The sequence below is a fragment of the Metabacillus halosaccharovorans genome (assembly GCF_002019635.1).
Taxonomy (GTDB): Bacteria; Bacillota; Bacilli; order Bacillales; family Bacillaceae; genus Metabacillus; species Metabacillus halosaccharovorans.
The window spans coordinates 167,312-190,793 of record NZ_KV917371.1 but is presented as its reverse complement, the minus strand read 5'-3'; the positions used below and the strand labels follow the sequence as shown (position 1 = coordinate 190,793).

Genomic DNA, 23,482 nt, shown 5'->3' with positions numbered 1-23,482 from the left:
TCCACTTTTTTTCGTTTACATGGCTTTTTAATATGTAACATGTTATAGTATGGTTCGATATAAACAAACGAGTTAGAGATAAGCTAAATCTTGTGAGGAAATAAACGTATGAAATCTACAAATCTTTACATAAAGTTATGGCAAAAAGCATTGCGAGCAGAAATTATGCACCTCAAAAAGTATGGAAGTACAAAATTCGCCCTAAAAAATGGGCAACTAATGTCATATAAGGATGGCTTTACGTATTATTTTGAATCACTTATGCCTCTAAAGGTACCAGTTGGCTCCTCGATAAAGGTAGAGTCTGGTAAGTTGATTGTAAATGGCAGGATTTTATCATCAGAAGGCAAAAGTGTTATTCTTTCTTTGGAACAATCATTAGGTCATCAACTTTTTGATTTATACTTGCTTCATGATCCTTGGGAGTTATTAGATCAGCTTCATGATCGGCTTGATGAGATAAAGGAAAGTAAGAGGAAACGTGCAAGAGTAAAAAGGTTAATGAATCCTTCTAATGAAGCAAAGCATCCGATTGCTAAAATTAAATCACCTGTTCACGAACTTGTGTTAAGGAGTAAATATAACCCAGTAACTTTTGTTTGGGGTCCACCAGGTACAGGAAAAACATATACACTAAGCCGGGTTGCTGCAAATAAATACAACAAAAAAGATTCGGTATTAGTTTTATCGCAAAGTAATCAAGCTGTTGATGTTCTTATGATGGAGATAACACGCTTTATCCATAATAAAGGTTTATACAGAGAAGGTGATCTTGTACGCTATGGATCACAATCGATGATACATACAGATACCAACTTAACAACAAATGAACTAATCCAAAAAAGACACCCCGATTTAGCAAACGAAAGAGCAGAACTATATGAAGATAGAAGGTTAATGAAAGTATCCTTAGCGGAATCTTACAGTCGAAGAGACTCAGAGCAACTTCTGGAAATTGAACGTAAATTATCAAATGTTTCAGAAAAAATCCGCCATAAGGAAATAGAACTTGTTCATGATGCTGATATTGTAGGAACAACATTGGCTAAAGCAGCCACCGATCCTACTATATATGAAAAAAACTTTGATGTGGTTATGGTCGATGAAGCTAGTATGGCTTATGTTCCACAAATTGCATTTGCCGCTTCGTTAGGGAAACGAATCATTATTTGTGGAGACTTTAAACAATTACCACCGATTGCATCAGCCAAACATCCACTTGTTGATGAATGGTTAAGAGAGGATATCTTTCATAAAGCTGGTGTAGTTGAATGGTTAGACAGAAATTATAGCCAACCTCTGCACCCTCATCTGTTTCTTTTAAAAGAGCAGAGAAGAATGCATCCTGATATCTCTTCGTTTACAAATAAATACGTGTACAATTCTCTTGTAGGTGACCATGAAAGTGTGAGAACAGCAAGACATGAGATTGTTGAGCGTAAACCATTTGCTAATTCTGCATCTGTTTTATTAGATAGTAGTTATACTGGAATGCACTGTTTAAGCGAAAAAACTTCTAATTCCAGATATAATTTATGGCATTTATTATTATCCTTCCAAGTCATTCATGAAGCATATATTTCAGGGTCAAGGTCAATTGGTTTTGTTACCCCTTATCGAGCTCAAGCAGTATTGATGGAGGAATTGTTAAACGAAATATATTCCGAAGAATTGATTGAAGCAGATATTATATCGGCGACCGTTCATAAATTTCAAGGAAGTGAACGTGACGTTATGGTGTTTGATACCGTGGATAGCTTTCCGCAAGAACGTCCGGGTATGCTATTAATTGGAAAGAATAGTGAAAGGTTAGTTAATGTAGCCATGACACGAACAAGAGGTAAGTTTATTCATCTTGCAGATAAGCATTTTGTTCAATCAAAGGTCTATAGCGGCAAAATTATTCGCAAGCTTGTAGACCATCAAATAGCAAGGAAACAAGAGGTTTCTCCACATCAGATTGGCACTTGGATTAAAAATCAACATTCACGGGTAACATGGTTACATGCAAAGAAATTAGAACCCTTTAAGAAAGATATACAACAAGCAAAAAGTTCAATTATGATTGGAATTCCAATGGAGAAAGTTCTGCCTGTGGAATGGAGGACAATGTGTGACGAAAGAAAGTCAACTGTCACATTCTCTATAGTTGCAAGTCATTCTGTATCAGGAGTTAAATATGACAGATTGATCAAAAGAAACGTACCATTTCCATTTATCATCATTGATCAGAAATATCTGTGGCTGGGAATGCCATATGAACTATCAGAAAATAGCAAACCTCCCTATGTAGCTGTTCGTGTTTCCTCTATAAAGCTGGCAAAATACGTTCATGAACAATTAATTGAATAATCATTCTCTTAAAAAGAATTGGTGTGCTTGACAGCAGCCAATTCTTTTTTTATCATTTAGTTATATAATATGAACATATACACATATTTGAATATATAATAAAAGCAAGAGGTGAATGTAATGGATGAATCAGTAAATCATGAACAAAAGGATCAAGATCAACTTGATGAGGAAACACTATTTATTGTTTCACAAACGTTTAAAGCTTTAGGAGATCCAACGAGAATTAGAATTCTTCACTTATTGTCTCAAAACGAGCATTCAGTAAATGATATTGCTGAGAAGCTTTCTCTTCTTCAATCAACAGTTTCTCATCAATTAAGGTTTTTGAAAAACCTGAGATTGGTTAAATATAGACGAGAAGGGACAACACTATTTTATTCTCCTGATGATAATCATGTCATGAATGTCCTGCAGCAAACCATTCACCATGCGCAACATCATTAAGCACTCATTGGAGTTGAGAGAAATGAATGAATATAAAGTAAAAGGATTAACTTGTGCCAATTGTACAAGAGAGCTACAGGATGAAATTAACAAATTGCCATCGGGTGAATCAGCCTCTTTAAGTTATAATACAGGAAAGCTGAAGGTAGATCATTCTGTAGATTTAAACAAGGTCAAAAAGATCTTATCTTCTGACGGAGCTTTTATAGAAGATGGAAATGATAGCCACCATGATCATCAACATCAATCAGGTATCAATTGGATTGCTCTTCTGTCTATATCCGCTTTGTTCTATGTCGCAGGGTTTATCACAGAGAATTTCTTAAATGAATATATCGCAATCGGTATGTTCCTTGCGGCAACGGTATTAAGTGGTTATCAAACCTTTCTAAAGGGGTTAAAAAATTTAAGCAAATTTAAATTCAATATCGAAACATTAATGACAATTGCCTTGATTGGTGCATTAGGTATTGGTGAATGGAAAGAAGGTGCATTAGTCGCTATACTGTTTGGGCTGAACGAGTACTTAGAGGGCCTAGGCATGCAAAAGGCGAGAAAATCCATGGAAAAGCTTCTAGAAATTGCACCAAAAGAAGCGACTGTAATAGAAAACAATGAAGAAAGGATAGTCAGTATTTCCTCATTGGGTGTAGATCACATTGTACTCGTTCGAGCAGGAGAAAAAATTCCTTCTGATGGAATCGTGATTGAAGGGAAAAGTTCTGTTAACGAAGCTGCCATTACTGGAGAAGCAATGCCTGTTGAAAAAGCAATAAACGAACCCGTTTTTGGAGGAAGTATAAATAATGAAGGAATCTTAAAAATTAAAATAACAAAAGCATATGAAGATTCATCACTGGCCAAGATCCTTCATCTTGTAGAAGAGGCACAGGAAACAAAGACACCAACGGAATTATTTATTAATAAATTTGCAAAATATTATACCCCTCTCATTATGATTATTGCAGCATTTGTTATGCTGATCCCTCCACTACTGTTGGATGGCAGGTGGGGCGATTGGTTTTATCAGGGGTTAGCTGTTTTAATTGTTGGTTGTCCATGTGCATTAGTCCTTTCTTCACCAATTGCGATCGTGTCTGGCATAACGAAAAATGCCCGAAACGGAATTCTCATAAAAGGTGGAGTCTTCCTTGAACAATTAGGAAAGGTTACAACAATTGCTTTTGATAAAACCGGGACATTAACAAAAGGTGAGCCTTATGTAGAAGATTATATTGAATATCATCCCGGCTTTCTGCAAATAGCAGCTTCTATTGAGAAAAACTCTACACATCCAATTGCGAAAGCGATCATAAAAAAAGCAGAAGGACTATCATATCTACCTGTAGAAGAGTTAAAAACAGTGACAGGTAGCGGATTGGTGGCCCAAATTGAAGGAGTAACGTATTTTCTTGGAAATGAATCACATATGAAAGCTTTCACTTTTCAACAAAATGTGATGGAACAAATTAAGCAATACAAAGAAAGAGGAATGACAATTGTCATTTTAGCAACAGACGAGGATATTCTTGGAATTATGGGAATATCTGATGAAATAAGAGAAGAAAGTATTAATGTGATAAAAAATCTTCATGCAGCAGGAATTCAACATACGGTCATGCTAACAGGTGATCATGAAAAAACGGCCGAAAAGGTAGCAGGTAAGGTAGGGGTAAAATCTTATTTTGCTAGTTTGCTTCCGGATCAAAAAGTGGCCAAAATAAAAGAGCTATCAAATCGTGAAAAAGTGGCGATGGTTGGTGATGGAATAAACGATGCGCCTGCACTTGCAACAGCTGATTTAGGAATTGCGATGGGAAAAGGAACAGATAGTGCCATTGAAACAGCTGATATCGTGTTAATGCAAAATCATCTCGGGAAATTACCTAATGCAATTAAATCAGCAAAGAAGGTAAATTCCATTATTAAATTAAACATTACATTAGCATTAGGTTTAAAACTAATTGCACTGCTCCTTACAATTCCGGGACTATTAACCCTTTGGATTGCGATTCTTTCAGATATGGGTGCTACCATTCTCGTCACATTAATTAGCTTAACAGTTTTATATGAGAAAAAGTAACATAAAAAGGATTGAGTAACCTGTTTAGGTTATTCAATCCTTTTTTAAAAAAATACTAAAGTGAAACGCGTGTTTCGTCCGTTTCAAATCCAATTGACGTCGTTAAGTCAACAATATCAATCGAAATGAAGGCATATTCATAGTCGGCCAAATTAATTATTTCCTGATCATGTAAATTAAAAGTCAATGTATTCGTATCATGTGAGGTAACTTCATACAATTCAACTAATTGCTTTTCATTTTGATTAATTAGCTCAAGGTTTAGGCGGTATGCAATATGATCTCTTGATGAAACTGAGAAACGAATGGTTTGATCATTCCACTCGATTAAACTTGGTGATTCAATGATCCGTGACGAATCAATAGATAGTCCTGTTTTTTCTTCCAAAAAAGAGTGTAACTTCTTGTTTTCCAGCACATTTGGAATTTCTTGATTTTCATGCTGTGTACGCAGATAGAAGATCTCATTTGACATTACATCTTCAGGTTCTACTTCACTCGTGGCACCATATAAAAGAACATAATCATCCGCTAAAATTTCTTGTGGGTAGAATGCGTGATAACGTTCATCGTAATTCCAAAAAGCGTCCCACCTCATGTCAGCAACATCAATTCCACGTATTCTTTGCCACTCTGAGAATGGAAGGTGATGTGATGGAAAATAATGATAGGCAAAATGATGCCCATATTCATGTGAAAGTGTTTCACGGTAATCAACAGGCGTTTCATATTGATTGCCTTGGTATAAGACAATTGTTTTCGTAAGAGAATGATAACTTCCTTTCGTGTTTGTGCTAGAATGTGTTCCCCCTAAAATTCTAACTTCATTTAATTCCGATATCTCTTGCCCATGTTTATTTAGTAACAATTCTTTATATAAATCTTTCAATTTTTCTTCATCCCAAGAAGACGTATAACTCGTAAAATTTATTCCTTCAGGTGATTGAAAAGATGCAAATGTCTTATCATCTATATTAGTGGTTTCAAAGCTGACTAAAAAAGGGAATGATAATAGTAATATAATGAAAATTTGGTTAAAACGAATCGTTTTTATCACATCCTTCAGCTTATTTTATCATGAAAAGTAGATTAGGTAATTGGTATCATTTGCTTGTCAATAAAGAGAAATGTAGGAGAAACAGTTGTGAGAAAAAAAGAATTTTTTGTAGAAAAAGGCAGAAGATTAATCTTGAAAAAATTTTTAAAAAATAGTTTTCAAAGTACAAAGATTCGTGTATTATATAAATAATCAGAAAATACTGAATTAAAAGAAAAAGGTGAGGTGCTTTAAATGAATTATTTCAACATTCCGTCAGAAAATCTACTAGAAACAAATCCTTTCGTTCACTATTTACAGAAAGGAGATCTTTATTACACATCTGAAAATGAAATTATTTTAAAGCATTTGCACGAGTTACCACAGGATTTTATGGAAATGACATTATTTGATATAGATGGATGTGGATGTATTTACACTTTCTCACATATTACAAATCATAACCAAGGAGAAATGGCCATACAGGCTGCAGTCTTTAAAAAAGTATAAAAATTGAGGAGTGACTTACTAAAGTCACTCCTTTTTACTGTAATTCTGAAATTATTTTGGATGGATCAAACTTTTCAATTAGCTTTATAAAAACTTCTGCAGTCATAATTGCGTCATTTAATGCATGATGCCTTTCTCTTTCAGGTATGCCTAAACGTTCAACTAGTTCATCTAAGTAATTGCGCATTCCTTGGAACTTTTCATTTGCAAGTAGATGTGAATCTAAATATTCAACAGAAAAATGAGGAAGGCTCCATAGTTTGATTGTAGATTTTAAAAATTCAATATCGAAGGTAGCAGGATGTGCAACTAATATACTTCCTTTACTAAAGTCCAGAAACTTGGACAAACCAACTGGAAAAGGTTCTGCCTTGCTAAGGATCTCTTCTGGCAAACCTGTAAGTTCTTGGATTCCTTTTGGTATTCTTCCAATAGGTTTGACGATTGTATAAAATGCTTCATTATATTGTATTTGGAGATCTTTTACTTTTATGGCACCTATTGAAATGATTTCATCACCCATAGTGGGGAAAAATCCCGTAGTTTCTAAATCAAAAATCGTAAATGTGCAAGATGACAGCGATTGTTTCATCAATCCTTGCTGACTAGATAGGAATTCCTCGATTGAATGTCTAGCTGTTGAAAAGGAAGGTAATTGCGTCATTTTTTTTATATGGTATTTTAGAAAGTAATGATCCCAAAGAAAATACTTTATAATCTTAATATCATCTGGCAAACTGGCTACACCACCCGGTTTCTGTTAAAGCTGATTTTTGTTACTTGTTGCATACGATGAGCAACCTGTAATGCTTCTTTGAGCTTCATTCGGTCTTCTTTAGTTAGGTCATGAATCGGGATTTCGTTAGAAACATGATCATTGTTTTCTAATTCTTTCAGATTTTGTCTAAGTCTAAAATAATGTAAATAATGAAGGGCTGTTTTAGCATTTTCAACATCTCGAGGGTGCATTGCTTGTATGTTTTTTAAAGCATTAAGCCTTTTTATTGTACTTACTTCATTAACTCCATATTTTATTGCGTTAATTCTTGTCGAATAAATAATCTGTGTTAGACCTGTTTTTTTGACATTAATTTTTTTGTTTTTTTGCTTTATATTTATTAATCCAAAAGGATGAGCTGAAATTTTAAAACGCAAAGCGTCCTTCATTAATAATTGCTGTAACGTTTTAGAATGCTGTGCTTTTTCATTTAAAAATGTTCTTACTTCACCTGCTAACGAAAAATCTCCATAAATAGGTCTGAAATCGTAAAACATCGTAAAATTTTGGATTTCTTGAGCGTCAAGTTCATCTTTCCAGGTCTGAATATCTTTTTTCCATTGTGATACTGACCTTCTCCATTTATCTTCTTTTGCCATAATTCCACCCGTACATTCCGGAAACCCTAGTTGACGGAGGGATGTATTCAACTTTTGAGTAAAAGTGTTAAAATACTTTTCAATTTCTTCCCGATTTGATAAATGCTCATAATCAGCTAGAATCATACCGTTATCTTGGTCAGTACGAAAGCCTTGTTCATTTCTAGCTTGACTTCCCATTATAATAAAACAGAAATTAATAGGAGGTGTACCATATCCTTGTTGTTTCATTTCATTTTCAGTTAGCTTAATCATGTGTCTGTGGAGATTGTCATTATGGTTTGTGATCATTTCCGATACTTCATATGCATAGCTTTCTTTTTCAACAAGCTCTTGGACAAAAGCATGTAACGTTTTGTTCACTAGAGGTCCATGTATAACTAAGTCTTCAAGTGATGTTGATTTTTTTACATTATAGGTTAGATCTAAATAGCTGGAATTTTCAAGATTTAAAAATGAACGGGAAGTTAACATACCGATCACTTTTTGGTTATTCAATACAGGAATACATTTACTCAACTTATTTTTTATAAATGATAAAGCCTCGAACGCAAAAGCATCTGCATCAACATATGCTGGAATTGGATTCATCCAATCGCTAACTAAATTAGTTGCCGGAGATGTTGATGCAAATGTTAATATCTCATCATAAGTAATCATGCCGAGCATCTTTGAAGAATCTCTGCTTACAATTAATCCTGATGCATTTTGATCTTTTAGAATTTTTGCAGCATCACTCATCGTATAATGTGGAGGAACAAAGATTGGCGGATCCATGAGGAGTTTTACTCGTGTCTTTAAGAGATGTACATTTTCTTCATCATCATCATGAGATGCTTTATTTTTCATTTCATCATATAAGGCCTTTGTTCGCTCACCAATACTTCCCCAAATAACCTTTGAAAAATCATTATTCCTTGTCATAATTTCAAAGAAATGTCGTTTATTTAATTTGAAAACCGTGCAATTTTCCAAAGCTTGAACAGAAAAATTTAATTCACCGCTCGTAAACATTACCATTAACCCGATAATGTCCCCCGGATAATAATATCTTAAAGATAATTGTTTTCCATTTGATTGGTGTAGTATATTTTTAGCTAAACCGGAAACAAGAAAGTAGAGATCAATATCATCAACAGCCTCATCTTCATGAAATATAAATTCGTTCTTCGAAAATTGCTTATGTGAGGCCTTATCAGCTAATTCTTGAAGTTGAAATTCAGTTAACAGTGAAAAAGGGTAGTAATCCTTCAAAAGATGTTTAAGTTCAGACATTGACAAGTTAGACACCACCTATATAAATCTTGTATACTTTAACGGTAACATACATAACAGCATTTATGAAGGCAATGAGAAGTATTCGTACATTCCAGTTCAGAAAGGAGTAATATATGAAAAAAAGGTTTAATCTATTAATCTTTTCCTTGTTCCTTATCTTGTTAGCGGGTTGTGGAGCAAATGAGGAGGAAGGAACAAGTAAAAAGCCACTTCAAAACATTGAGGAAAATCCAATTGCCACAATGACAATGGAAAATGGTGATGTCATAAAAGTTGAGCTATATCCTAATGTAGCTCCCAATACGGTTAATAACTTTATTACGTTAGCCAATTCTGGGTTTTATGATGGACTTATTTTTCATCGTGTGATTCCCGGCTTTATGATACAAGGTGGAGATCCTGAGGGTACAGGAATGGGTGGACCTGACTATAGTATAGAAGGTGAATTCTCTTCAAACGGCTTTGAAAATGAGGTGAAGCACGAAAGAGGTGTCATTTCGATGGCACGAGCACAGGACCCTAATTCAGCCGGTTCACAGTTTTTTATTATGGTTGCTGATTCCTCTAATCTTGACGGAGATTATGCAGCTTTCGGAAAAGTATCTGAAGGAATGGAAGCTGTAGATAAAATCGTAAAAGTAGAAACGGGTGAACAGGACAAGCCGTTAGAAGAACAAAAAATAAAAGGCATAACAGTTGAAACATTTGGCATTGAATATGCTGAACCAGAAAAGGTTAAATGAGATTCTAAATAAATTTTTTTACATTAAGTAATAAGACTTTATCACATGAAACTCAGCTTTATAGAGTTTTCGTGATAAAGTCTTTTTGTTCGTAATAAATAAAAAATTCCGAATAATTTCCATTATATTGACCAAGGTTACTCTATGAGATAAGTTATAATAGGATAACAATGATCGGGGGCTTTATATGGATTTAATAAAAAAACTCTCTTTTGTCTTAATGGGACTTATTTTAACTTCATTAGGTATAAAAATATTATCAGATCATCACCTAACATTTGGTGGGACAGCAGGTATTTCAACCATCTTCTCATTTCTATCTCCTCTATCCTGGGGTACACTCTTTTTTATCGTGAATCTTCCTTTTTTTCTTATATCTATTCGTGAGCTTGGGAAATGGTTTACGATCTCTAGCTTATTATCAATAACAGGTATCTCCTTACTTCGTGAATGGTTTGACCAAATCATTCCGGCTTTGGAATTGAACATGTTTTTTGCTTCTATCCTTTCTGGTTTACTCATTGGTATTGGTGTAACGTTTGTATTAAATAACGGTTCTTCATTAGGCGGGATTCATATTTTAGGATTATATATAGACATGAAATATAGGATCAATCGAGGGATAGTATTGTTCGTATGTGACTCTATGATTATTTTATTGGCTCTGGCATTAGTAGGCTGGCTCAGTGCTCTATTCTCAATTTTATGTATCTTTATTGCAAGTAATATTATTGGAAGATATAAGAAATCTCCAATAAAAGAAATGGATCAAGAAAATACAATTAACAGCCATGCTTAAGATTGGAAACATTTAAAACTAGTAATATTGGTCGAACTCAACTAATCTAGTAAAAAGAGGGTGAGGGAGACAGATGAATTATCTTACGGTAAATCAAATTTCACAATCTGAAGCTTTTAAAGAGGCTAAAGCTTATTTAAAAGAATTATGGTATGCAATTGTTGAAGGACACTTCGCCATGTCTCTTCGTTATAAAATGTATAAATATCAATTGTTACACTTGCAAGCTTGCGCACCAAAAGATTGGCAGCTTGGATGGAATGGTATCTACTTCACATTAACAAAAGATATTAAACATCATGCAAGAATAACCATGACATTAAAACCAAACGGTTCGATACAATCTTATTTTTCTTAAAAACCTAGTATTTATTCTAGGTTTTTTTGTACTTTAAGAAAATTTACTTATATTAAAGGATTAAAGTATAAGAAACACCGACTTCCGCCATTGTTGGGCGGTAAGTCGTGTTTTTCTAATTTTTCATGAATAAGGAACAAATGAATAATTCATATTTGTTAGTGGGATTTTAAATTTGGCTTTAAAAAATGACTTAAGGGGGTATTTCCTTGCAAAGCCAAATGAATCAAGTAAACATAGGTGCTCATGAAATTATGGAGTGTCATGAAGTGTTAAGTTGTATGATAAATGGGATAAATCAATTCCAGCTTTTACAACAACATTGTCAAGACCAAAACTTGCAAAATATTCTTCAAAACCAGCTTTCATTTATGACGAACGAGTATACAGCTTTTGTTAACACATTACAGCAAAAAGGAAACCAAGGTCAGCTTCAATCTTTACAAACATCGATGAAAACAACACCAACATATGGAATAAAAATGAATGGAGTACCTGAAGCTCCTAATGCATCACTTAACCAGTTGAATGACCGTGATGTAGCATCATTAATGCTGGGCACACACAAATCAGGTGCGGTTATGAAAATGCATGCTGCTCTGGAATTAACAGATTCTCAAATGAGAGAAATGATGACTCAAAGTGCAAAAAACTGTGCGGATCAAGCATATGAAACATGGATGTATATGAATCAAAAAGGATATTATCAAGTGCCAACATTTGATCAGGCAACAACTAACGCTATGATTAAGAGCTACCAACCAAACGCACTCTATAGCAACCAACAACAAACATTCTAATACTTTGGAGGGATTTAACATGCATACACCACAACATGCGATGCAACAAATTAATGAATGTCGACAAATTGTTCAACAGTTAATTCAGCAAACACAGCAAGGTACACAATTATACAAACAAATGTTGCAACAAGAACAACAAAATGCACAAGTGCTACAACAACTCATGCAAAAAGAACAACAAGCCACACAAGTGATACAACAGAGCTTGCAAGGACATAATCAAGCATTACAACAATGTCAACAAATCCTAAATATTTGCAATCAAATGCAACAGGAAATTTCCGGTACAGCATACAACTCTTCTCAAGCATTCATACAAAATGAACCATTACACACGCAAAGCCATGTACATCAACAAATTCCAAGCTACCGTCATTTCCAACAGCAAAGACAATTTATTCAACAGTAAAACTTGGGGTTAGCGAACATTTCGTTAACCCCTTTTACATAAGGTTCATGTCTTGACGGATGAACAAAGTTCATATATAATTATCTTGAATTCAAGATATTTGATATAAGAAGATTCTGAACAGTTGGAGAGGACGATTTATATGACTATTAAACCTTTAAAAGGAATACATCATGTCTCTGCCCTTACTGCAAATGCCAAAGAAAATTATCAATTTTATACAAAGGTGTTGGGCCTTAGATTAGTAAAGAAAACAGTGAATCAAGATGATACATCTGTTTACCATTTATTTTACGCAGATGAGAGAGGAAATCCTGGAACAGATTTAACCTTTTTTGAAATTCCCCGCGCAGGACGAACATACCCGGGAACAAATAGTATTTCAGCAACATCTCTTCGTGTGAAAAATGATGTAGCACTACACTATTGGAAAAATCGTTTTGAGAAGCTGGAAGTAGATCATGATGAAATACAAGAAAAAATGGGACGAGCTACTCTTTCATTTCGAGATCACGAGGGTCAACGATTGATTCTTGTTTCTGATGAAACAAATATCGGTGTTGAAGGTGGAAAACCTTGGGATAAAAGTACTGTGTCTTCAGAAAATGGAATTGTAGGGCTAGGACCTGTGGTGTTAACAGTATCACGTCCCGAACGAACAATAAATGTATTAACAAATTTAATGGGCTTTAGAGAAAAGCAGGGATATACTAGAAATAATGATCAAAAAGAAGTTCGGGTCTTTGAAACAGGTGAGGGTGGATCAGGTGCCGAGGTTCATATTATCGAAGATGCTGAAAATAACCGCGAGCGACCTGGAAGAGGGAGTGTGCATCATGTTGCATTTCGGGTTGAAGATGAAGAAGAGTTAAAAAAATGGGTTGAACTCTTAAAAAATAATCACTTACCTAACTCAGGATTTGTAGAACGTTATTATTTCCGCTCGTTATACTTTAGAGAACCTAATGGCATTCTTTTTGAGCTGGCTACAGATGGTCCGGGATTTGAAGGTGATGAAGACTTCGAGCATCTAGGCGAAAATTTAGCTTTGCCTCCTTATTTTGAACATCAACGAGAAGAAATTGAAGCGAAGTTAAAGCCGTTAGATACAAAAGAATTTTAAAAATTGGAGGTAAAAGGAATGAAACATATTTTTATTGAAGGAAAAGACAAGCATGCTCCTACATTGCTTTTATTACATGGTACAGGTGGAAATGAAAAAGATTTATTACCAATTGCTGAAATGATTGCTCCGGATGCTTCAGTTCTTGGAGTGAAGGGAAATGTCTCTGAAAACGGAATGCCCCGATTTTTCCGTCGTATATCAGAAGGCGTATTTGATGAAGAGGATCTTATTTTTCGAACAAACGAATTAAACGAGTTTTTAGAGGATAGTGCTAAAAAGTATCAATTTGATCGTGATCGAATCTTAGCAATTGGTTATTCAAATGGCGCAAATATTGCAGCAAGTCTTATGTATCATTATAAAAATGCTTTACAAGGTGCCATATTACTTCATGCAATGGTACCTAGAAGAAAGGTTGAAATTCCTAATTTAGATGGAATACCGATCTTTATTGGTGCTGGTGTAAATGACCCTATTATTCCTATTGAAGAAACGAAGGAATTAGCAGAAGCTTTACGAAATGCACATGCGAATATTACTGAACATTGGGGGCAGGCAGGTCACCAATTAACAAGAGAAGAAATTGAGCAGGCAAAAACTTGGTACGAAAAGAATTTTAAATCGTAAACAATTAAAAGGAGTTATCTCGTTTCACTTCAACTTTTAGAGAGAAGTGTAGAGACAGCTCCTTTTTATTTACTATTAATAGGTTCCAAGCATTCTTTTACATCATTGGAAGGGGAATTCACAAGATTTGAAACTTCATAAGCTTCCATTAATCTTTCGTCAAAAGGTACAAGTAATGATTTTAGTTCTCTTACTTTATGGTAATTAGGATCCAGCCACATATGAAAATCATCTTTACGAAGAATAACAGGCATTCTATTATGAATCTCTTCCGTAACTTTATTAGCTTCTGTTGTCAGAATCGTACATGTGAACAAGTGTTGGTCCCCTTTATTCCAACATTCCCAAAGACCTGCAAGTGCAAAAGGTTGCCGGTCTTTCATGACAAATCTATACGGATGTTTTTCTTTTCCATTCCTTTTCCATTCATAAAACCCATCGCTAATAATCAAGCATCTCTTTTTTAAAAAGGGAGTTTTAAAACTTACTTTATCATCAATGGTTTCAGAACGGGCATTAATCATTTTATAGCCTATTTTTAAATCCTTTGACCAAGGAGGTACAAGTCCCCAACGCATAAATCTCCCAATTCGATCCTGTCCGTTGGAACCGATCACAAAAACATCTTGTGAAGGAGCAATATTATAACGATATGAAAGTTCTTCTTGAACCAATACATCAAACTGTTCCTCAATAATTGATTGCTCTGTTGCTAACGAGAATCGTCCACACATGGTCATAGCCTCCATAAAAAATTGATACATACAGTGTATCTGATGAAAAAGGAAATAACAAAGATCTTAATCATTTTGCCTATAACCTGGAAGGGGATTTTTACATATAGTATATAAACGGTTCTGGAGGTGATAGTATGGGCGGCGCAGGCGGATATGGTTATGGAGCAGGATTTGCTCTAATCGTTGTATTGTTTATTCTTTTAATCATCATTGGAGCTTCTTATATGGGTTATTAAAATGTAGAAGAGGGCAACCCGAGAACATGGATCATGTTCTCGGGTTTTCTTTTTTTACAGCTGCATTGGATAAAAACCATTAGGTTGAAGAAATTAAAGTTTAGATCTATAAAAGGGAGTTTGGTCAAACAATGATGAAGAAAACTTTTTATCTTTTGCTATTAGTGATAACAACACTAATAGCATCAATCCTAACAAGCAGCACAACATATTCACTGGAGCTGAAAGCAGAAGGAATAACCAAGCTTGAATCTATTTTAATGAATGATCCAATGATGAGAGGAGCTATTTCAGGTTTAAGTGTACGGTCAGCTTCTACAGGTGAAATTTTGTATTCTTTTAATGGAGAAACAAGCTTAACTCCAGCGTCCAGTTTAAAACTATTCACAGCCATAGCAGCATTAACGATACTTGGTTCAGACTATACCTTTAAAACTGAAATAAAAACAGATGGAAAAAAGAAGAATAAAGGTGTATTAAAAGGAAATCTATACATAAAAGGCGGGGGAGACCCTACACTTACAATAAAAGACATCAAGATGATGGCAAAACAATTAAGACAAGAAGGAATCAATACAATTGATGGAGATGTAATAGGGGATGATAGCAGATACGATAAGGTTCGTTATTCTGTTGATTTACCCTGGACAGATGAAACAACATATTATGGAGCACAAATTTCAGCCTTAACAGCATCACCTGACGAAGATTTTGATGCAGGAACAATACAGATTCAAATTACACCGAGCCAAAAAGGCAGGGCACCTAAAATTAAACTAATTCCTTCTACCGATTATGTGATCATTCATAATAAAGCCAGCACAACAGAGGCAGAAAATGAAGAATCTTTAAAAATTACACGAGTTCATGGTAAAAACGAAGTGATGATAGAAGGAACAATCCCTGAAGATAAAAAAATAATGAAAGAATGGATTTCAATTTGGAATCCTACAAAATATACACTTGCGCTCTTTAAGAAAGAATTTGCTCAACAGGGGATACATGTCACAGGGAATTATTATTCTGATATAACACCGATTACTACTCAAAAGCTCGTTTTACATGAATCAGAGCCATTGTTTGAGATTCTTATTCCATTTTTAAAATTAAGTAATAATACGATAGCAGAAATGCTTGTAAAGGAGATGGGGAAGGTCACCCATAATCAAGGTACATGGGAAAAAGGGTTAGAAACCGAAATAAGTACATTGGATCAATTAGGAATTGATGTGAACAACACAGTCCTTAGAGATGGTTCAGGATTATCACATATAAATACGACACAGGTAAATACCATTACACAGTTATTATATAAAGCCCAATCCAAAGAATGGTTATCACAATTATACAACGCTTTGCCTGTTTCAGGTGATGAGGATAAATTAACAGGTGGAACACTGCGTAAAAGAATGATAAACTCCCCCCTCAAACAAAAGGTAGTAGCAAAAACTGGTACATTGACGAATGTAAGTTCTTTATCAGGGTTTTTGGAAACGAAGAATGGAGAAGTAGTAATCTTTTCAATCATATTAAATCATATGGCTGATGAAGAAAAAGGTAAAATAATAGAAGAAAAAATCCTTTCTATCCTGCAAAATTGGCTTGAATAAAACAAAATTTTTGAACTTACCTTGATTCTTTGAAATAATTGTATAAAAGAAGGAGGAGAAATATTATGAAAGTATTAGTTGTAGGAGCTAATGGACAAATTGGACAAAAGCTGACGGAAATGCTACATAGGCATGATGAACACTCTGTATTAGCAATGGTTAGAAATCAGGAGCAAATAGAAGCATTTTCTAAGAGGGGAATTGAAACAGTTATTGCCGATTTAGAAGGAAGTGTTGCTCATTTAAAACAGGCGATGAAGGGATGTGACGCTATTGTTTTTACAGCTGGATCAGGAGGCAGGACAGGTGCGGATAAAACATTATTAATTGATCTTGATGGAGCTGTAAAAACGATGGAAGCGGCAGAAGCAGCTGGTGTTGATCGATTTATTATGGTAAGTGCCCTTCAGGCTAATAATCGTGAAAATTGGAATGAAGCAATAAAGCCTTATTATGTTGCAAAGCACTATGCGGATCGAGTACTAATGCAGTCAAATCTAACATATACCATTATTCGTCCAGGAGGGCTATTAAATGAAAAAGGAACAGGAAAAATTTCTGTAGGTAATCAACTGGAAAGAGGCTATATACCACGTGAGGATGTAGCACAAACGATTGTAGAGGCCTTATCGAATGAACATACAAAAAAACGTTCTTTTGATTTAATTGCAGGAGATGATCAGATTTCAGTTGCATTAAACAAACTTTAAGCATCTCGTTTGAGGTGCTTTTTGTTTATATTCATTGGGCAATTTCGGTCTAATGATTGTGTTTGTGAAAAATGGGTAATATAAAAGTGTAATGGTGTCTCGGATAATTGAAAATTAAGGGGGAAGAAGGATGAAACTGACTCCAGAACAACGAATACAGCTGCATGGTTTTAATAATTTAACAAAGTCGTTAAGTTTTAATATGTATGATGTATGCTACACAAAAACAAGGGAAGAAAGAGAGGCATATATTGAATATATAGATGAGCAATATAATGCGGAACGGTTAACAAATATTTTAAAAAATGTGACTGAAATCATTGGAGCACATGTGTTGAATATTGCAAAACAAGATTATGTTCCACAAGGGGCCAGCGTGACCATTTTAGTTTCAGAAGGTCCTGTTGTAGAAGTACCAACAGAGTCTTATGATGAATCACCAGGTCCATTACCAGAAGCAGTTGTGATGGGATTGGATAAAAGTCACATTACCGTTCATACATATCCCGAATACCATCCAAATGAAGGGATTAGCACATTTCGTGCTGATATTGATGTTTCAACATGTGGTGAAATATCGCCACTAAAGGCATTAAATTATTTGATTCATTCTTTTGATACGGACATCCTCACCATGGACTACAAAGTCCGGGGGTTTACTAGAGATATTAGTGGAAATAAACTATTTATCGATCATGATATAAGTTCTATTCAAAATTATATACCTGATGAAGTGAAGGAAGAATTTGATATGATTGATGTGAACATATATCAAGAAAATATCTTCCATACAAAATGTAAGCTTAAACAATTTGACTTAAATAATTATTTGTTTGGTTATACGAAAGATAAGCTTAGCAAAGAAGAGCAAGAGCAAATTACGGCAAGTCTGACAAAAGAAATGGACGAAATCTTTTATGGTAAGAACATGAAATAAGGGATTGAAGTTTTTACCTTCAATCCCTTTTATCGTGCTATTATGCTTTAGCAGCTTGAAGTTGTAAAGAAACTTTGATTTGATCGCCAACAAGAACTCCGCCTGCTTCTAATGTTGCATTCCAAGTTAAGCCATAATCGCTTCGTTTTAGCTTTCCTTCAACACCGAAGCCTGCTTTTTCATTTCCCCATGGGTCAATACCAGTTCCTTCAAAAGTAACAACAAATGTTTCTGATTTTGTTACTCCGTGTAATGTTAAGTCCCCAGTAACGTTATATTCATCTTCATCTGTTTTTTCGATAGATGTTGATGTAAATGTCATTGCAGGATGATTTTCAACATCGAAAAAGTCAGCAGAGCGTAAGTGATTATCACGATCTTCGTTACGTGTATCAACACTTGCTAAATCAACCGTAAATTTAATATCAGCTGTTGTTAAATCTGTTGGATCAGCATCGATTTCAGCATTAAAGCTTGTAAAGCCGCCTTTAACTGTCGCGAACATCATGTGTTTAACTGAAAAATCTACACCACTGTGTGTTGGGTCAAGATTCCATTTCAATTTTGTCATTTTTTCTCCTCCAATAAAATAACTTAATTTAAAATATCTCAATTTAAAGATTTATAACTTCGAGATAAATTATATAATGGATTAAAACGAAAGTCAACGTAAAAAAATTTAGGTTACACCTGAATTTCTTTATTGAACAAAATGTGAAGTCTATTGTCACTTGAAGAAAAAAGGAGTATTATAAAAGTGTAGAAAGTTAGTGAAAAACTTCACAAACTTTCGCAAGCAAAGCTAGCTAGCTTAAAAAAATTTAAATGTTTATGTGAAATACTTCACAAAGAGGAGCTGTTGACCATGAATTGGTTAAAGGGACCGAAAATGGCGATCATTTGGACAGTTTTAAGAGTTTGGTTAGGAGTACAGTGGCTGGAAGCGGGGATTCATAAAGTAGCAGATGGTTTTGATGCAACAGGATTTATACAAGGGGCCATAGTTAAAGCGGGTGGAGAAAATCCTGCAGTACAAGGGTGGTATGCTGCATTTCTTGAAGAATTTGCCCTTCCGAATATACCAATATTTAATGTGTTAATACCTTGGGGGGAAGTTTTAGTCGGTATCGGGTTAATAATTGGAGCTGCAACGATCCCAGCACTAATAGCAGGTGCTTTCATGAACTTCAATTTTATGATGGCAGGAACAATTAGCACAAATCCAATTCTCTATACTGCTGCATTCTTATTAATAATAGCAGGTACAGCTGGTTACTATTACGGAGCTGACAGATGGATCCTACCAGCATTGAAACAAGCTATTAATCGAAAAAAACACAATAAAATAGAAAAACATCATCATGAACACCTTCCGGTTCATTAAAATTAATGTAAAAAAATATTGACAGCAACAAATAAACAGGATAGCTCAGGCTATCCTGTTTATTTTAATTTGAGATCAATGCTTCGATTTTTCGGTTGCGAACATTTTTCTCTTCATCAGTTGATAAATCATACTTCTTTAGTAGATGGAATAGTTCATTTAGTTCAGTTTGACTAGTATCTGTAGATAAAAATAGTAAGCATTTTTCTACTAATTTAGTATTAAGAAAGGGTGATTGTTCTTGTAATTTTTTCTTCACATCTTCAGAAGAGTGATCGATTTTACAATTACTCATGATTGTTCGTTAACCTCCAATATGTGACATCTCAATTTTTTTCCTCGTTGTTGTTGCTTTTCCTCGTTCAACTGAATATTGGTCTTTTCGTCCACGCCAGATTGCCTGAATATGCGCTGCAAGCTCTTCATCTGTTTTTTCTGAACGTATCTGTTCACGCAAATCATGACCAATAGATGCAAACAGACAGGTATATAAAGAACCGCTGGCTGATAACCGAGCTCGATTACATGTTGAACAAAACGCATCTGAAACAGATGAAATTACACCAATTTCTACGTCAGAACCAATATAGCGGTAACGACTTGCTACCTCACCAGTATAATTTGGATCAATAGACTCAAGTGGCATAACCTCATGAATATCTTCAATGATTTGTTTTTTAGAATAAACATCCTTCAAATTCCATTGATTCGTATTTCCAACATCCATAAATTCAATAAATCTTAAAATATGGCCTTTTTCTCTGAAAAACTTGGCCATAGGGATAATTTCCTGGTCGTTCATCCCACGTTTAACAACCATATTAATTTTTACCTTTATTCCAGCCTCTGCTGCGGCGTCGATACCGTCGATCACAGATTGAACTGAGACACCACGTCCGTTAATTTTTCCAAAAACTTCATCATTAAGGGAATCAAGGCTGATTGATACACGTTTTAACCCCGCAGCTTTTAATTCCTTTGCATATTTAGGTAAAAAATAACCATTTGTTGTCATAGCGATATCTTCAACACCGTTTATTTGGCTTATCTGATCAATAAGAGTAGACAAATCCTTCCGCATTAGCGGTTCTCCACCAGTAATCCGAATCTTTTTAACACCTAGAGATTGAACAAAAATAGACGTTACACGTTCTATTTCTTCATAAGAAAGCAATTCATTTCTCTTTAAAAAAGGATAGTCCGGTCCGAATATTTCTGCCGGCATGCAATAAGTACAGCGGAAATTACATTTATCTGTAACAGAAATACGCAAGTCGCGCAGGGGGCGATCAAAGTAATCATAAGTAGTATGACTATTGCTCAATACGATTCCTCCCTTACATTTATCTTTCAATAATCCGTTCTGGATGGGAATAGACATTAAATGAAGTTCCTCTAATAAAGCCAACTGCTGTGATGTTTAAATCATCTGCAAGTTTGATGGCAAGGTCAGTTGGAGCAGATTTTGATAAGACAATACCAACACCAATTTTTGACGCTTTTACTAGGACTTCAGAAGAAATTCTACCACTGAATACAATAATTTTATCACGTACAGGGATGTCGTTCAAAATACTATATCCGTATAATTTATCTAATGCGTTATGTCTACCTATGTCAGACCTGCAAATAATCATTTTTTCAGGTGTACATAAAGCTGCATTATGAACTCCACCTGTTTCCTGAAAAACTATGCTGCTTTCCTGCATTTCTTTCATTAGAGAGATGCATTGTGAAGGTGTAAGAGTTTGTTTGCTCATAGAGGTTTTTGATGTTTTAACATCATTTTGAAAATAAAACTGTCTGCTTTTACCACAGCATGATCCGATAAATCTTTTAGAGTAATATTGTTGGTTTGTTGTTACTTCAGCATAAAGTTTTACATAGGCATAGCCGGCAGCATCATCTATGGATATAGATTCAACTTCACGATAAAAGCGAATAACACCCTCAGATGCTAAAAAGCCAACGACCATTTCTTTAAAGTGGGTAGGGGTGCAAACCATTGTTGCAAATTCCACATTGTTGACGAATATTGTTATTGGAAATTCGGTTACAATGTTGTCGGTCGTATCAATTAAATTTCCATTTGAGTATTTACGAATTTTTTGATTGATGCTCATTTTCATGTCCATTTACCATCTCACCTATATTATAAGATACATTACATATAATCATATTATTATGTCATTAACAAGTATGAAAGTTTGTCAATTGTGACAGCATAAGCTTTGAAAATCGAAAAATATTGTTGCAGAATAATAGAATACATGTTACTATTTCGATACAAAGTTCATGATATTGTAACATTTTGAATTCGAGATAGCGACCCTGTCGTCGATTCAAATTGTTCCAAAATTGAAAGCGATTAACTGTTGGTCCAATAGTAGCGAATCCTGCTTGAAACTAACCGTCAATCACCATTTAGATAGGGAAGTTACCTTGTTTTCTATCTATTTAGGGGATTGACGGTTTTCTTTGTTTTAATGATGTACTTTATGTTTTCAGATGGCTTAATCCATGTTAAAAACTACATTTTAATTATTGAAATAATCTTTAAATAGTAGAAACACAAGCTTTACAATAATTTATAGATAAGGCTTTATATAATGAGGGGATGACTACATGAAAAAAACAAAAAATCGCTGGTTAATTGCCGCTTCGGCAGTTGGGATCCACATTTCCATAGGATCTGTTTATGCATGGAGTAATTTTACAAATCCATTAATGGAGGAGTTTGGATGGAGTGCTTCTCAAGTACAATTAACATTTAGTATTGCAATATTATTTCTAGGGTTATCTGCAGCATTTTTAGGACATTTTGTTGAAAAGTACGGTCCAAGAGCAGCTGGTTTACTGGCAGCAGGATTCTTTGGAGCAGGGGTCATTGGATCTGGATTAGCTATTAATTTAGGATCGCTTCCTTTTCTTTATGTTTCATATGGAGTACTTGGAGGTATTGGGCTTGGTGTAGGATATATTGCACCTGTATCAACCTTAGTTAAGTGGTTTCCGGATAGGAGGGGACTTGCTACAGGTCTTGCGATAATGGGATTTGGATTTGCTGCTGCAATCGCCAGTCCTGTGATGGAATGGTTAATTAATTCTGTAGGAACAGCAAACACATTTTATATTCTCGGGATATCTTACTTAATTATTATGACCTTGTCTTCCCTTTATTTAGAAAAGCCTGCTGCTGATTGGGCTCCTAAGGGATTTGAAGCAAAGTTGAAATCGGGAAATTCTCGAATTAAAGAAGATTTAGCACAATTAACCGCAAATGAAGCGATTAAAACATCTCGATTCTATTATTTATGGGTAATGTTATTCATCAATGTAACGTGTGGAATAGCCATCTTATCTGCTGCAAAGCCGTTAGCGGAAGAAAGTATTGGACTTACTACAGCAGAAGCAGCAACACTTGTTGGTATTTTAGGGATTTTTAATGGTTTAGGTCGTTTAGGTTGGGCTTCTATTTCAGATTATATTGGCCGACCAAATACGTATACTACATTCTTCGTCTTGCAAATTGTGTTATTCGCTCTGTTACCTCATACAACAGAAGCATTTTTATTCCAGGTTATGTTAGCGGTTGTTTATACTTGTTATGGTGGAGGATTCTCTGCAATTCCTGCTTTTATCGGAGATATATTTGGAACTAAGCAATTAGGAGCCATACATGGTTATATCCTTACTGCATGGGCTGCAGCAGGTTTAGCTGGTCCAATGTTCGCAGCATGGATGAAGGATACAACGGGAAGCTACGGAACAAGTTTAACATTTTTCTCAGGATTATTTGTCATTGCCTTCCTTGTATCTATTGTGATTCGTAAAGATATAAACCGGCTTCGTCAGCAACAAAACACTAACGCCAAAAACTCCATAGCAGGATAATAATACTTCCACAAATGCATAAGGTA

The 23,482-nt window shown here is 34.9% G+C and carries 25 protein-coding genes; 17 read left to right on the top strand and 8 right to left on the bottom strand.

Annotation, left to right across the window (positions count from 1 at the left end):
• Positions 1-108 precede the first annotated feature (108 nt).
• The 3 genes from BK577_RS00940 to BK577_RS00930 all read left to right on the top strand — a co-directional run bounded on the left by BK577_RS00940 (position 109) and on the right by BK577_RS00930 (position 4,882).
• Positions 109-2,352, top strand: a complete 2,244-nt coding sequence (locus BK577_RS00940) for an AAA domain-containing protein (protein WP_078431203.1) — start codon at positions 109-111, stop codon at positions 2,350-2,352.
• Between the two features lie 120 nt (positions 2,353-2,472).
• Positions 2,473-2,799: an ArsR/SmtB family transcription factor gene (locus BK577_RS00935; protein WP_078431202.1), complete on the top strand. Its 327-nt coding sequence runs from the start codon at positions 2,473-2,475 to the stop codon at positions 2,797-2,799.
• Between the two features lie 22 nt (positions 2,800-2,821).
• A complete protein-coding gene (locus BK577_RS00930) occupies positions 2,822-4,882 on the top strand; it encodes a heavy metal translocating P-type ATPase (RefSeq protein WP_078431201.1) in 2,061 nt (686 codons plus the stop codon).
• 55 nt (positions 4,883-4,937) lie between these two features.
• Here the strand turns inward: BK577_RS00930 and BK577_RS00925 are convergent, their stop codons facing one another.
• Positions 4,938-5,771 carry a hypothetical protein gene (locus BK577_RS00925; protein ID WP_169908052.1) on the bottom strand — a complete coding sequence of 278 codons (834 nt, stop codon included), beginning with the start codon at positions 5,769-5,771 and terminating at the stop codon, positions 4,938-4,940.
• Between the two features lie 402 nt (positions 5,772-6,173).
• Between BK577_RS00925 and BK577_RS00920 the strand changes: the two genes are divergently transcribed.
• Positions 6,174-6,428, top strand: coding sequence for a hypothetical protein (locus BK577_RS00920; RefSeq protein ID WP_078431199.1), 255 nt, complete (start codon positions 6,174-6,176; stop codon positions 6,426-6,428).
• Positions 6,429-6,462: 34 nt separating this feature from the next.
• On the opposite strand, the gene BK577_RS00915 is transcribed toward BK577_RS00920, so the two are convergent.
• The gene (locus BK577_RS00915) at positions 6,463-7,164 is read right to left on the bottom strand and encodes a 3'-5' exonuclease (RefSeq protein WP_078431198.1); all 702 of its coding nucleotides are present in this window, start codon (positions 7,162-7,164) and stop codon (positions 6,463-6,465) included.
• A 5-nt stretch (positions 7,165-7,169) separates the two neighbouring features.
• Complete coding sequence (locus BK577_RS00910; RefSeq protein WP_245823476.1) at positions 7,170-9,080, bottom strand: DUF294 nucleotidyltransferase-like domain-containing protein; 1,911 nt, start codon at positions 9,078-9,080, stop codon at positions 7,170-7,172.
• A gap of 116 nt (positions 9,081-9,196) precedes the next feature.
• On the opposite strand from BK577_RS00910, the gene BK577_RS00905 reads away from it, so the two are divergent.
• The 7 genes from BK577_RS00905 to BK577_RS00875 all read left to right on the top strand — a co-directional run bounded on the left by BK577_RS00905 (position 9,197) and on the right by BK577_RS00875 (position 13,948).
• The gene (locus BK577_RS00905) at positions 9,197-9,826 is read left to right on the top strand and encodes a peptidylprolyl isomerase (protein ID WP_078431196.1); all 630 of its coding nucleotides are present in this window, start codon (positions 9,197-9,199) and stop codon (positions 9,824-9,826) included.
• A 187-nt stretch (positions 9,827-10,013) separates the two neighbouring features.
• The gene (locus BK577_RS00900; protein ID WP_078431195.1) at positions 10,014-10,625 is read left to right on the top strand and encodes a YitT family protein; all 612 of its coding nucleotides are present in this window, start codon (positions 10,014-10,016) and stop codon (positions 10,623-10,625) included.
• Between the two features lie 73 nt (positions 10,626-10,698).
• On the top strand, positions 10,699-10,983 hold the full coding sequence (locus tag BK577_RS00895; protein ID WP_078431194.1) for a hypothetical protein: 285 nt from the start codon (positions 10,699-10,701) through the stop codon (positions 10,981-10,983).
• A gap of 209 nt (positions 10,984-11,192) precedes the next feature.
• Positions 11,193-11,783: a spore coat protein gene (locus BK577_RS00890; RefSeq protein ID WP_218970485.1), complete on the top strand. Its 591-nt coding sequence runs from the start codon at positions 11,193-11,195 to the stop codon at positions 11,781-11,783.
• A gap of 19 nt (positions 11,784-11,802) precedes the next feature.
• Positions 11,803-12,195, top strand: coding sequence for a hypothetical protein (locus tag BK577_RS00885; protein WP_078431193.1), 393 nt, complete (start codon positions 11,803-11,805; stop codon positions 12,193-12,195).
• 142 nt (positions 12,196-12,337) lie between these two features.
• Positions 12,338-13,318, top strand: coding sequence for a ring-cleaving dioxygenase (locus BK577_RS00880; protein WP_078431192.1), 981 nt, complete (start codon positions 12,338-12,340; stop codon positions 13,316-13,318).
• Positions 13,319-13,336: 18 nt separating this feature from the next.
• Complete coding sequence (locus tag BK577_RS00875) at positions 13,337-13,948, top strand: alpha/beta hydrolase (protein WP_078431191.1); 612 nt, start codon at positions 13,337-13,339, stop codon at positions 13,946-13,948.
• A gap of 65 nt (positions 13,949-14,013) precedes the next feature.
• Here the strand turns inward: BK577_RS00875 and BK577_RS00870 are convergent, their stop codons facing one another.
• Positions 14,014-14,682, bottom strand: a complete 669-nt coding sequence (locus BK577_RS00870) for an SOS response-associated peptidase (RefSeq protein ID WP_078431190.1) — start codon at positions 14,680-14,682, stop codon at positions 14,014-14,016.
• A gap of 137 nt (positions 14,683-14,819) precedes the next feature.
• Here BK577_RS00870 and BK577_RS00865 point away from each other — a divergent pair, with 137 nt between their 5' ends.
• From BK577_RS00865 to speD, 4 genes are all read left to right on the top strand, one after another.
• Positions 14,820-14,921, top strand: a complete 102-nt coding sequence (locus BK577_RS00865; RefSeq protein WP_078431189.1) for a YjcZ family sporulation protein — start codon at positions 14,820-14,822, stop codon at positions 14,919-14,921.
• A 131-nt stretch (positions 14,922-15,052) separates the two neighbouring features.
• Positions 15,053-16,531 carry a D-alanyl-D-alanine carboxypeptidase/D-alanyl-D-alanine endopeptidase gene (gene dacB / locus BK577_RS00860; RefSeq protein ID WP_078431188.1) on the top strand — a complete coding sequence of 493 codons (1,479 nt, stop codon included), beginning with the start codon at positions 15,053-15,055 and terminating at the stop codon, positions 16,529-16,531.
• Between the two features lie 65 nt (positions 16,532-16,596).
• Complete coding sequence (locus tag BK577_RS00855) at positions 16,597-17,241, top strand: SDR family oxidoreductase (protein ID WP_078431187.1); 645 nt, start codon at positions 16,597-16,599, stop codon at positions 17,239-17,241.
• A gap of 130 nt (positions 17,242-17,371) precedes the next feature.
• Positions 17,372-18,178 (top strand): adenosylmethionine decarboxylase, encoded by an 807-nt coding sequence (gene speD / locus BK577_RS00850; RefSeq protein ID WP_078431186.1) that lies wholly within the window; start codon positions 17,372-17,374, stop codon positions 18,176-18,178.
• Positions 18,179-18,218: 40 nt separating this feature from the next.
• Here the strand turns inward: speD and BK577_RS00845 are convergent, their stop codons facing one another.
• Positions 18,219-18,749, bottom strand: a complete 531-nt coding sequence (locus BK577_RS00845) for a YceI family protein (RefSeq protein ID WP_078431185.1) — start codon at positions 18,747-18,749, stop codon at positions 18,219-18,221.
• A 294-nt stretch (positions 18,750-19,043) separates the two neighbouring features.
• On the opposite strand from BK577_RS00845, the gene BK577_RS00840 reads away from it, so the two are divergent.
• Positions 19,044-19,562 (top strand): DoxX family protein, encoded by a 519-nt coding sequence (locus BK577_RS00840; protein WP_078431184.1) that lies wholly within the window; start codon positions 19,044-19,046, stop codon positions 19,560-19,562.
• A gap of 64 nt (positions 19,563-19,626) precedes the next feature.
• Here the strand turns inward: BK577_RS00840 and BK577_RS00835 are convergent, their stop codons facing one another.
• From BK577_RS00835 to fdhD, 3 genes are read right to left on the bottom strand one after another with little or no spacing between them, the layout of a single operon-like run.
• Positions 19,627-19,857, bottom strand: a complete 231-nt coding sequence (locus BK577_RS00835) for a group-specific protein (RefSeq protein ID WP_078431183.1) — start codon at positions 19,855-19,857, stop codon at positions 19,627-19,629.
• Positions 19,858-19,866: 9 nt separating this feature from the next.
• The gene (moaA, locus tag BK577_RS00830; protein ID WP_078431182.1) at positions 19,867-20,943 is read right to left on the bottom strand and encodes a GTP 3',8-cyclase MoaA; all 1,077 of its coding nucleotides are present in this window, start codon (positions 20,941-20,943) and stop codon (positions 19,867-19,869) included.
• Positions 20,906-21,697 (bottom strand): formate dehydrogenase accessory sulfurtransferase FdhD, encoded by a 792-nt coding sequence (gene fdhD, locus BK577_RS00825; RefSeq protein ID WP_078431181.1) that lies wholly within the window; start codon positions 21,695-21,697, stop codon positions 20,906-20,908. The genes moaA and fdhD overlap by 38 nt, the downstream gene beginning before the upstream one ends.
• 490 nt (positions 21,698-22,187) lie before the next feature.
• Here fdhD and BK577_RS00820 point away from each other — a divergent pair, with 490 nt between their 5' ends.
• Positions 22,188-23,456, top strand: coding sequence for an L-lactate MFS transporter (locus BK577_RS00820; protein WP_078431180.1), 1,269 nt, complete (start codon positions 22,188-22,190; stop codon positions 23,454-23,456).
• Positions 23,457-23,482 lie beyond the last annotated feature (26 nt).

Coding starts and splice junctions, on each gene's coding strand:
- BK577_RS00905 (WP_078431196.1), top strand. CDS start 9,197: ATGAAAAAAAGGTTTAATCTATTAATCTTTTCCTTGTTCCTTATCTTG.
- BK577_RS00935 (WP_078431202.1), top strand. CDS start 2,473: ATGGATGAATCAGTAAATCATGAACAAAAGGATCAAGATCAACTTGAT.
- fdhD (WP_078431181.1), bottom strand. CDS start 21,697: ATGGACATGAAAATGAGCATCAATCAAAAAATTCGTAAATACTCAAAT.
- BK577_RS00840 (WP_078431184.1), top strand. CDS start 19,044: ATGAATTGGTTAAAGGGACCGAAAATGGCGATCATTTGGACAGTTTTA.
- BK577_RS00930 (WP_078431201.1), top strand. CDS start 2,822: ATGAATGAATATAAAGTAAAAGGATTAACTTGTGCCAATTGTACAAGA.
- BK577_RS00865 (WP_078431189.1), top strand. CDS start 14,820: ATGGGCGGCGCAGGCGGATATGGTTATGGAGCAGGATTTGCTCTAATC.
- BK577_RS00940 (WP_078431203.1), top strand. CDS start 109: ATGAAATCTACAAATCTTTACATAAAGTTATGGCAAAAAGCATTGCGA.
- dacB (WP_078431188.1), top strand. CDS start 15,053: ATGATGAAGAAAACTTTTTATCTTTTGCTATTAGTGATAACAACACTA.
- speD (WP_078431186.1), top strand. CDS start 17,372: ATGAAACTGACTCCAGAACAACGAATACAGCTGCATGGTTTTAATAAT.
- BK577_RS00820 (WP_078431180.1), top strand. CDS start 22,188: ATGAAAAAAACAAAAAATCGCTGGTTAATTGCCGCTTCGGCAGTTGGG.
- BK577_RS00895 (WP_078431194.1), top strand. CDS start 10,699: ATGAATTATCTTACGGTAAATCAAATTTCACAATCTGAAGCTTTTAAA.
- moaA (WP_078431182.1), bottom strand. CDS start 20,943: ATGTCTATTCCCATCCAGAACGGATTATTGAAAGATAAATGTAAGGGA.
- BK577_RS00885 (WP_078431193.1), top strand. CDS start 11,803: ATGCATACACCACAACATGCGATGCAACAAATTAATGAATGTCGACAA.
- BK577_RS00835 (WP_078431183.1), bottom strand. CDS start 19,857: ATGAGTAATTGTAAAATCGATCACTCTTCTGAAGATGTGAAGAAAAAA.
- BK577_RS00870 (WP_078431190.1), bottom strand. CDS start 14,682: ATGTGTGGACGATTCTCGTTAGCAACAGAGCAATCAATTATTGAGGAA.
- BK577_RS00900 (WP_078431195.1), top strand. CDS start 10,014: ATGGATTTAATAAAAAAACTCTCTTTTGTCTTAATGGGACTTATTTTA.
- BK577_RS00920 (WP_078431199.1), top strand. CDS start 6,174: ATGAATTATTTCAACATTCCGTCAGAAAATCTACTAGAAACAAATCCT.
- BK577_RS00855 (WP_078431187.1), top strand. CDS start 16,597: ATGAAAGTATTAGTTGTAGGAGCTAATGGACAAATTGGACAAAAGCTG.
- BK577_RS00875 (WP_078431191.1), top strand. CDS start 13,337: ATGAAACATATTTTTATTGAAGGAAAAGACAAGCATGCTCCTACATTG.
- BK577_RS00880 (WP_078431192.1), top strand. CDS start 12,338: ATGACTATTAAACCTTTAAAAGGAATACATCATGTCTCTGCCCTTACT.
- BK577_RS00845 (WP_078431185.1), bottom strand. CDS start 18,749: ATGACAAAATTGAAATGGAATCTTGACCCAACACACAGTGGTGTAGAT.
- BK577_RS00910 (WP_245823476.1), bottom strand. CDS start 9,080: ATGTCTGAACTTAAACATCTTTTGAAGGATTACTACCCTTTTTCACTG.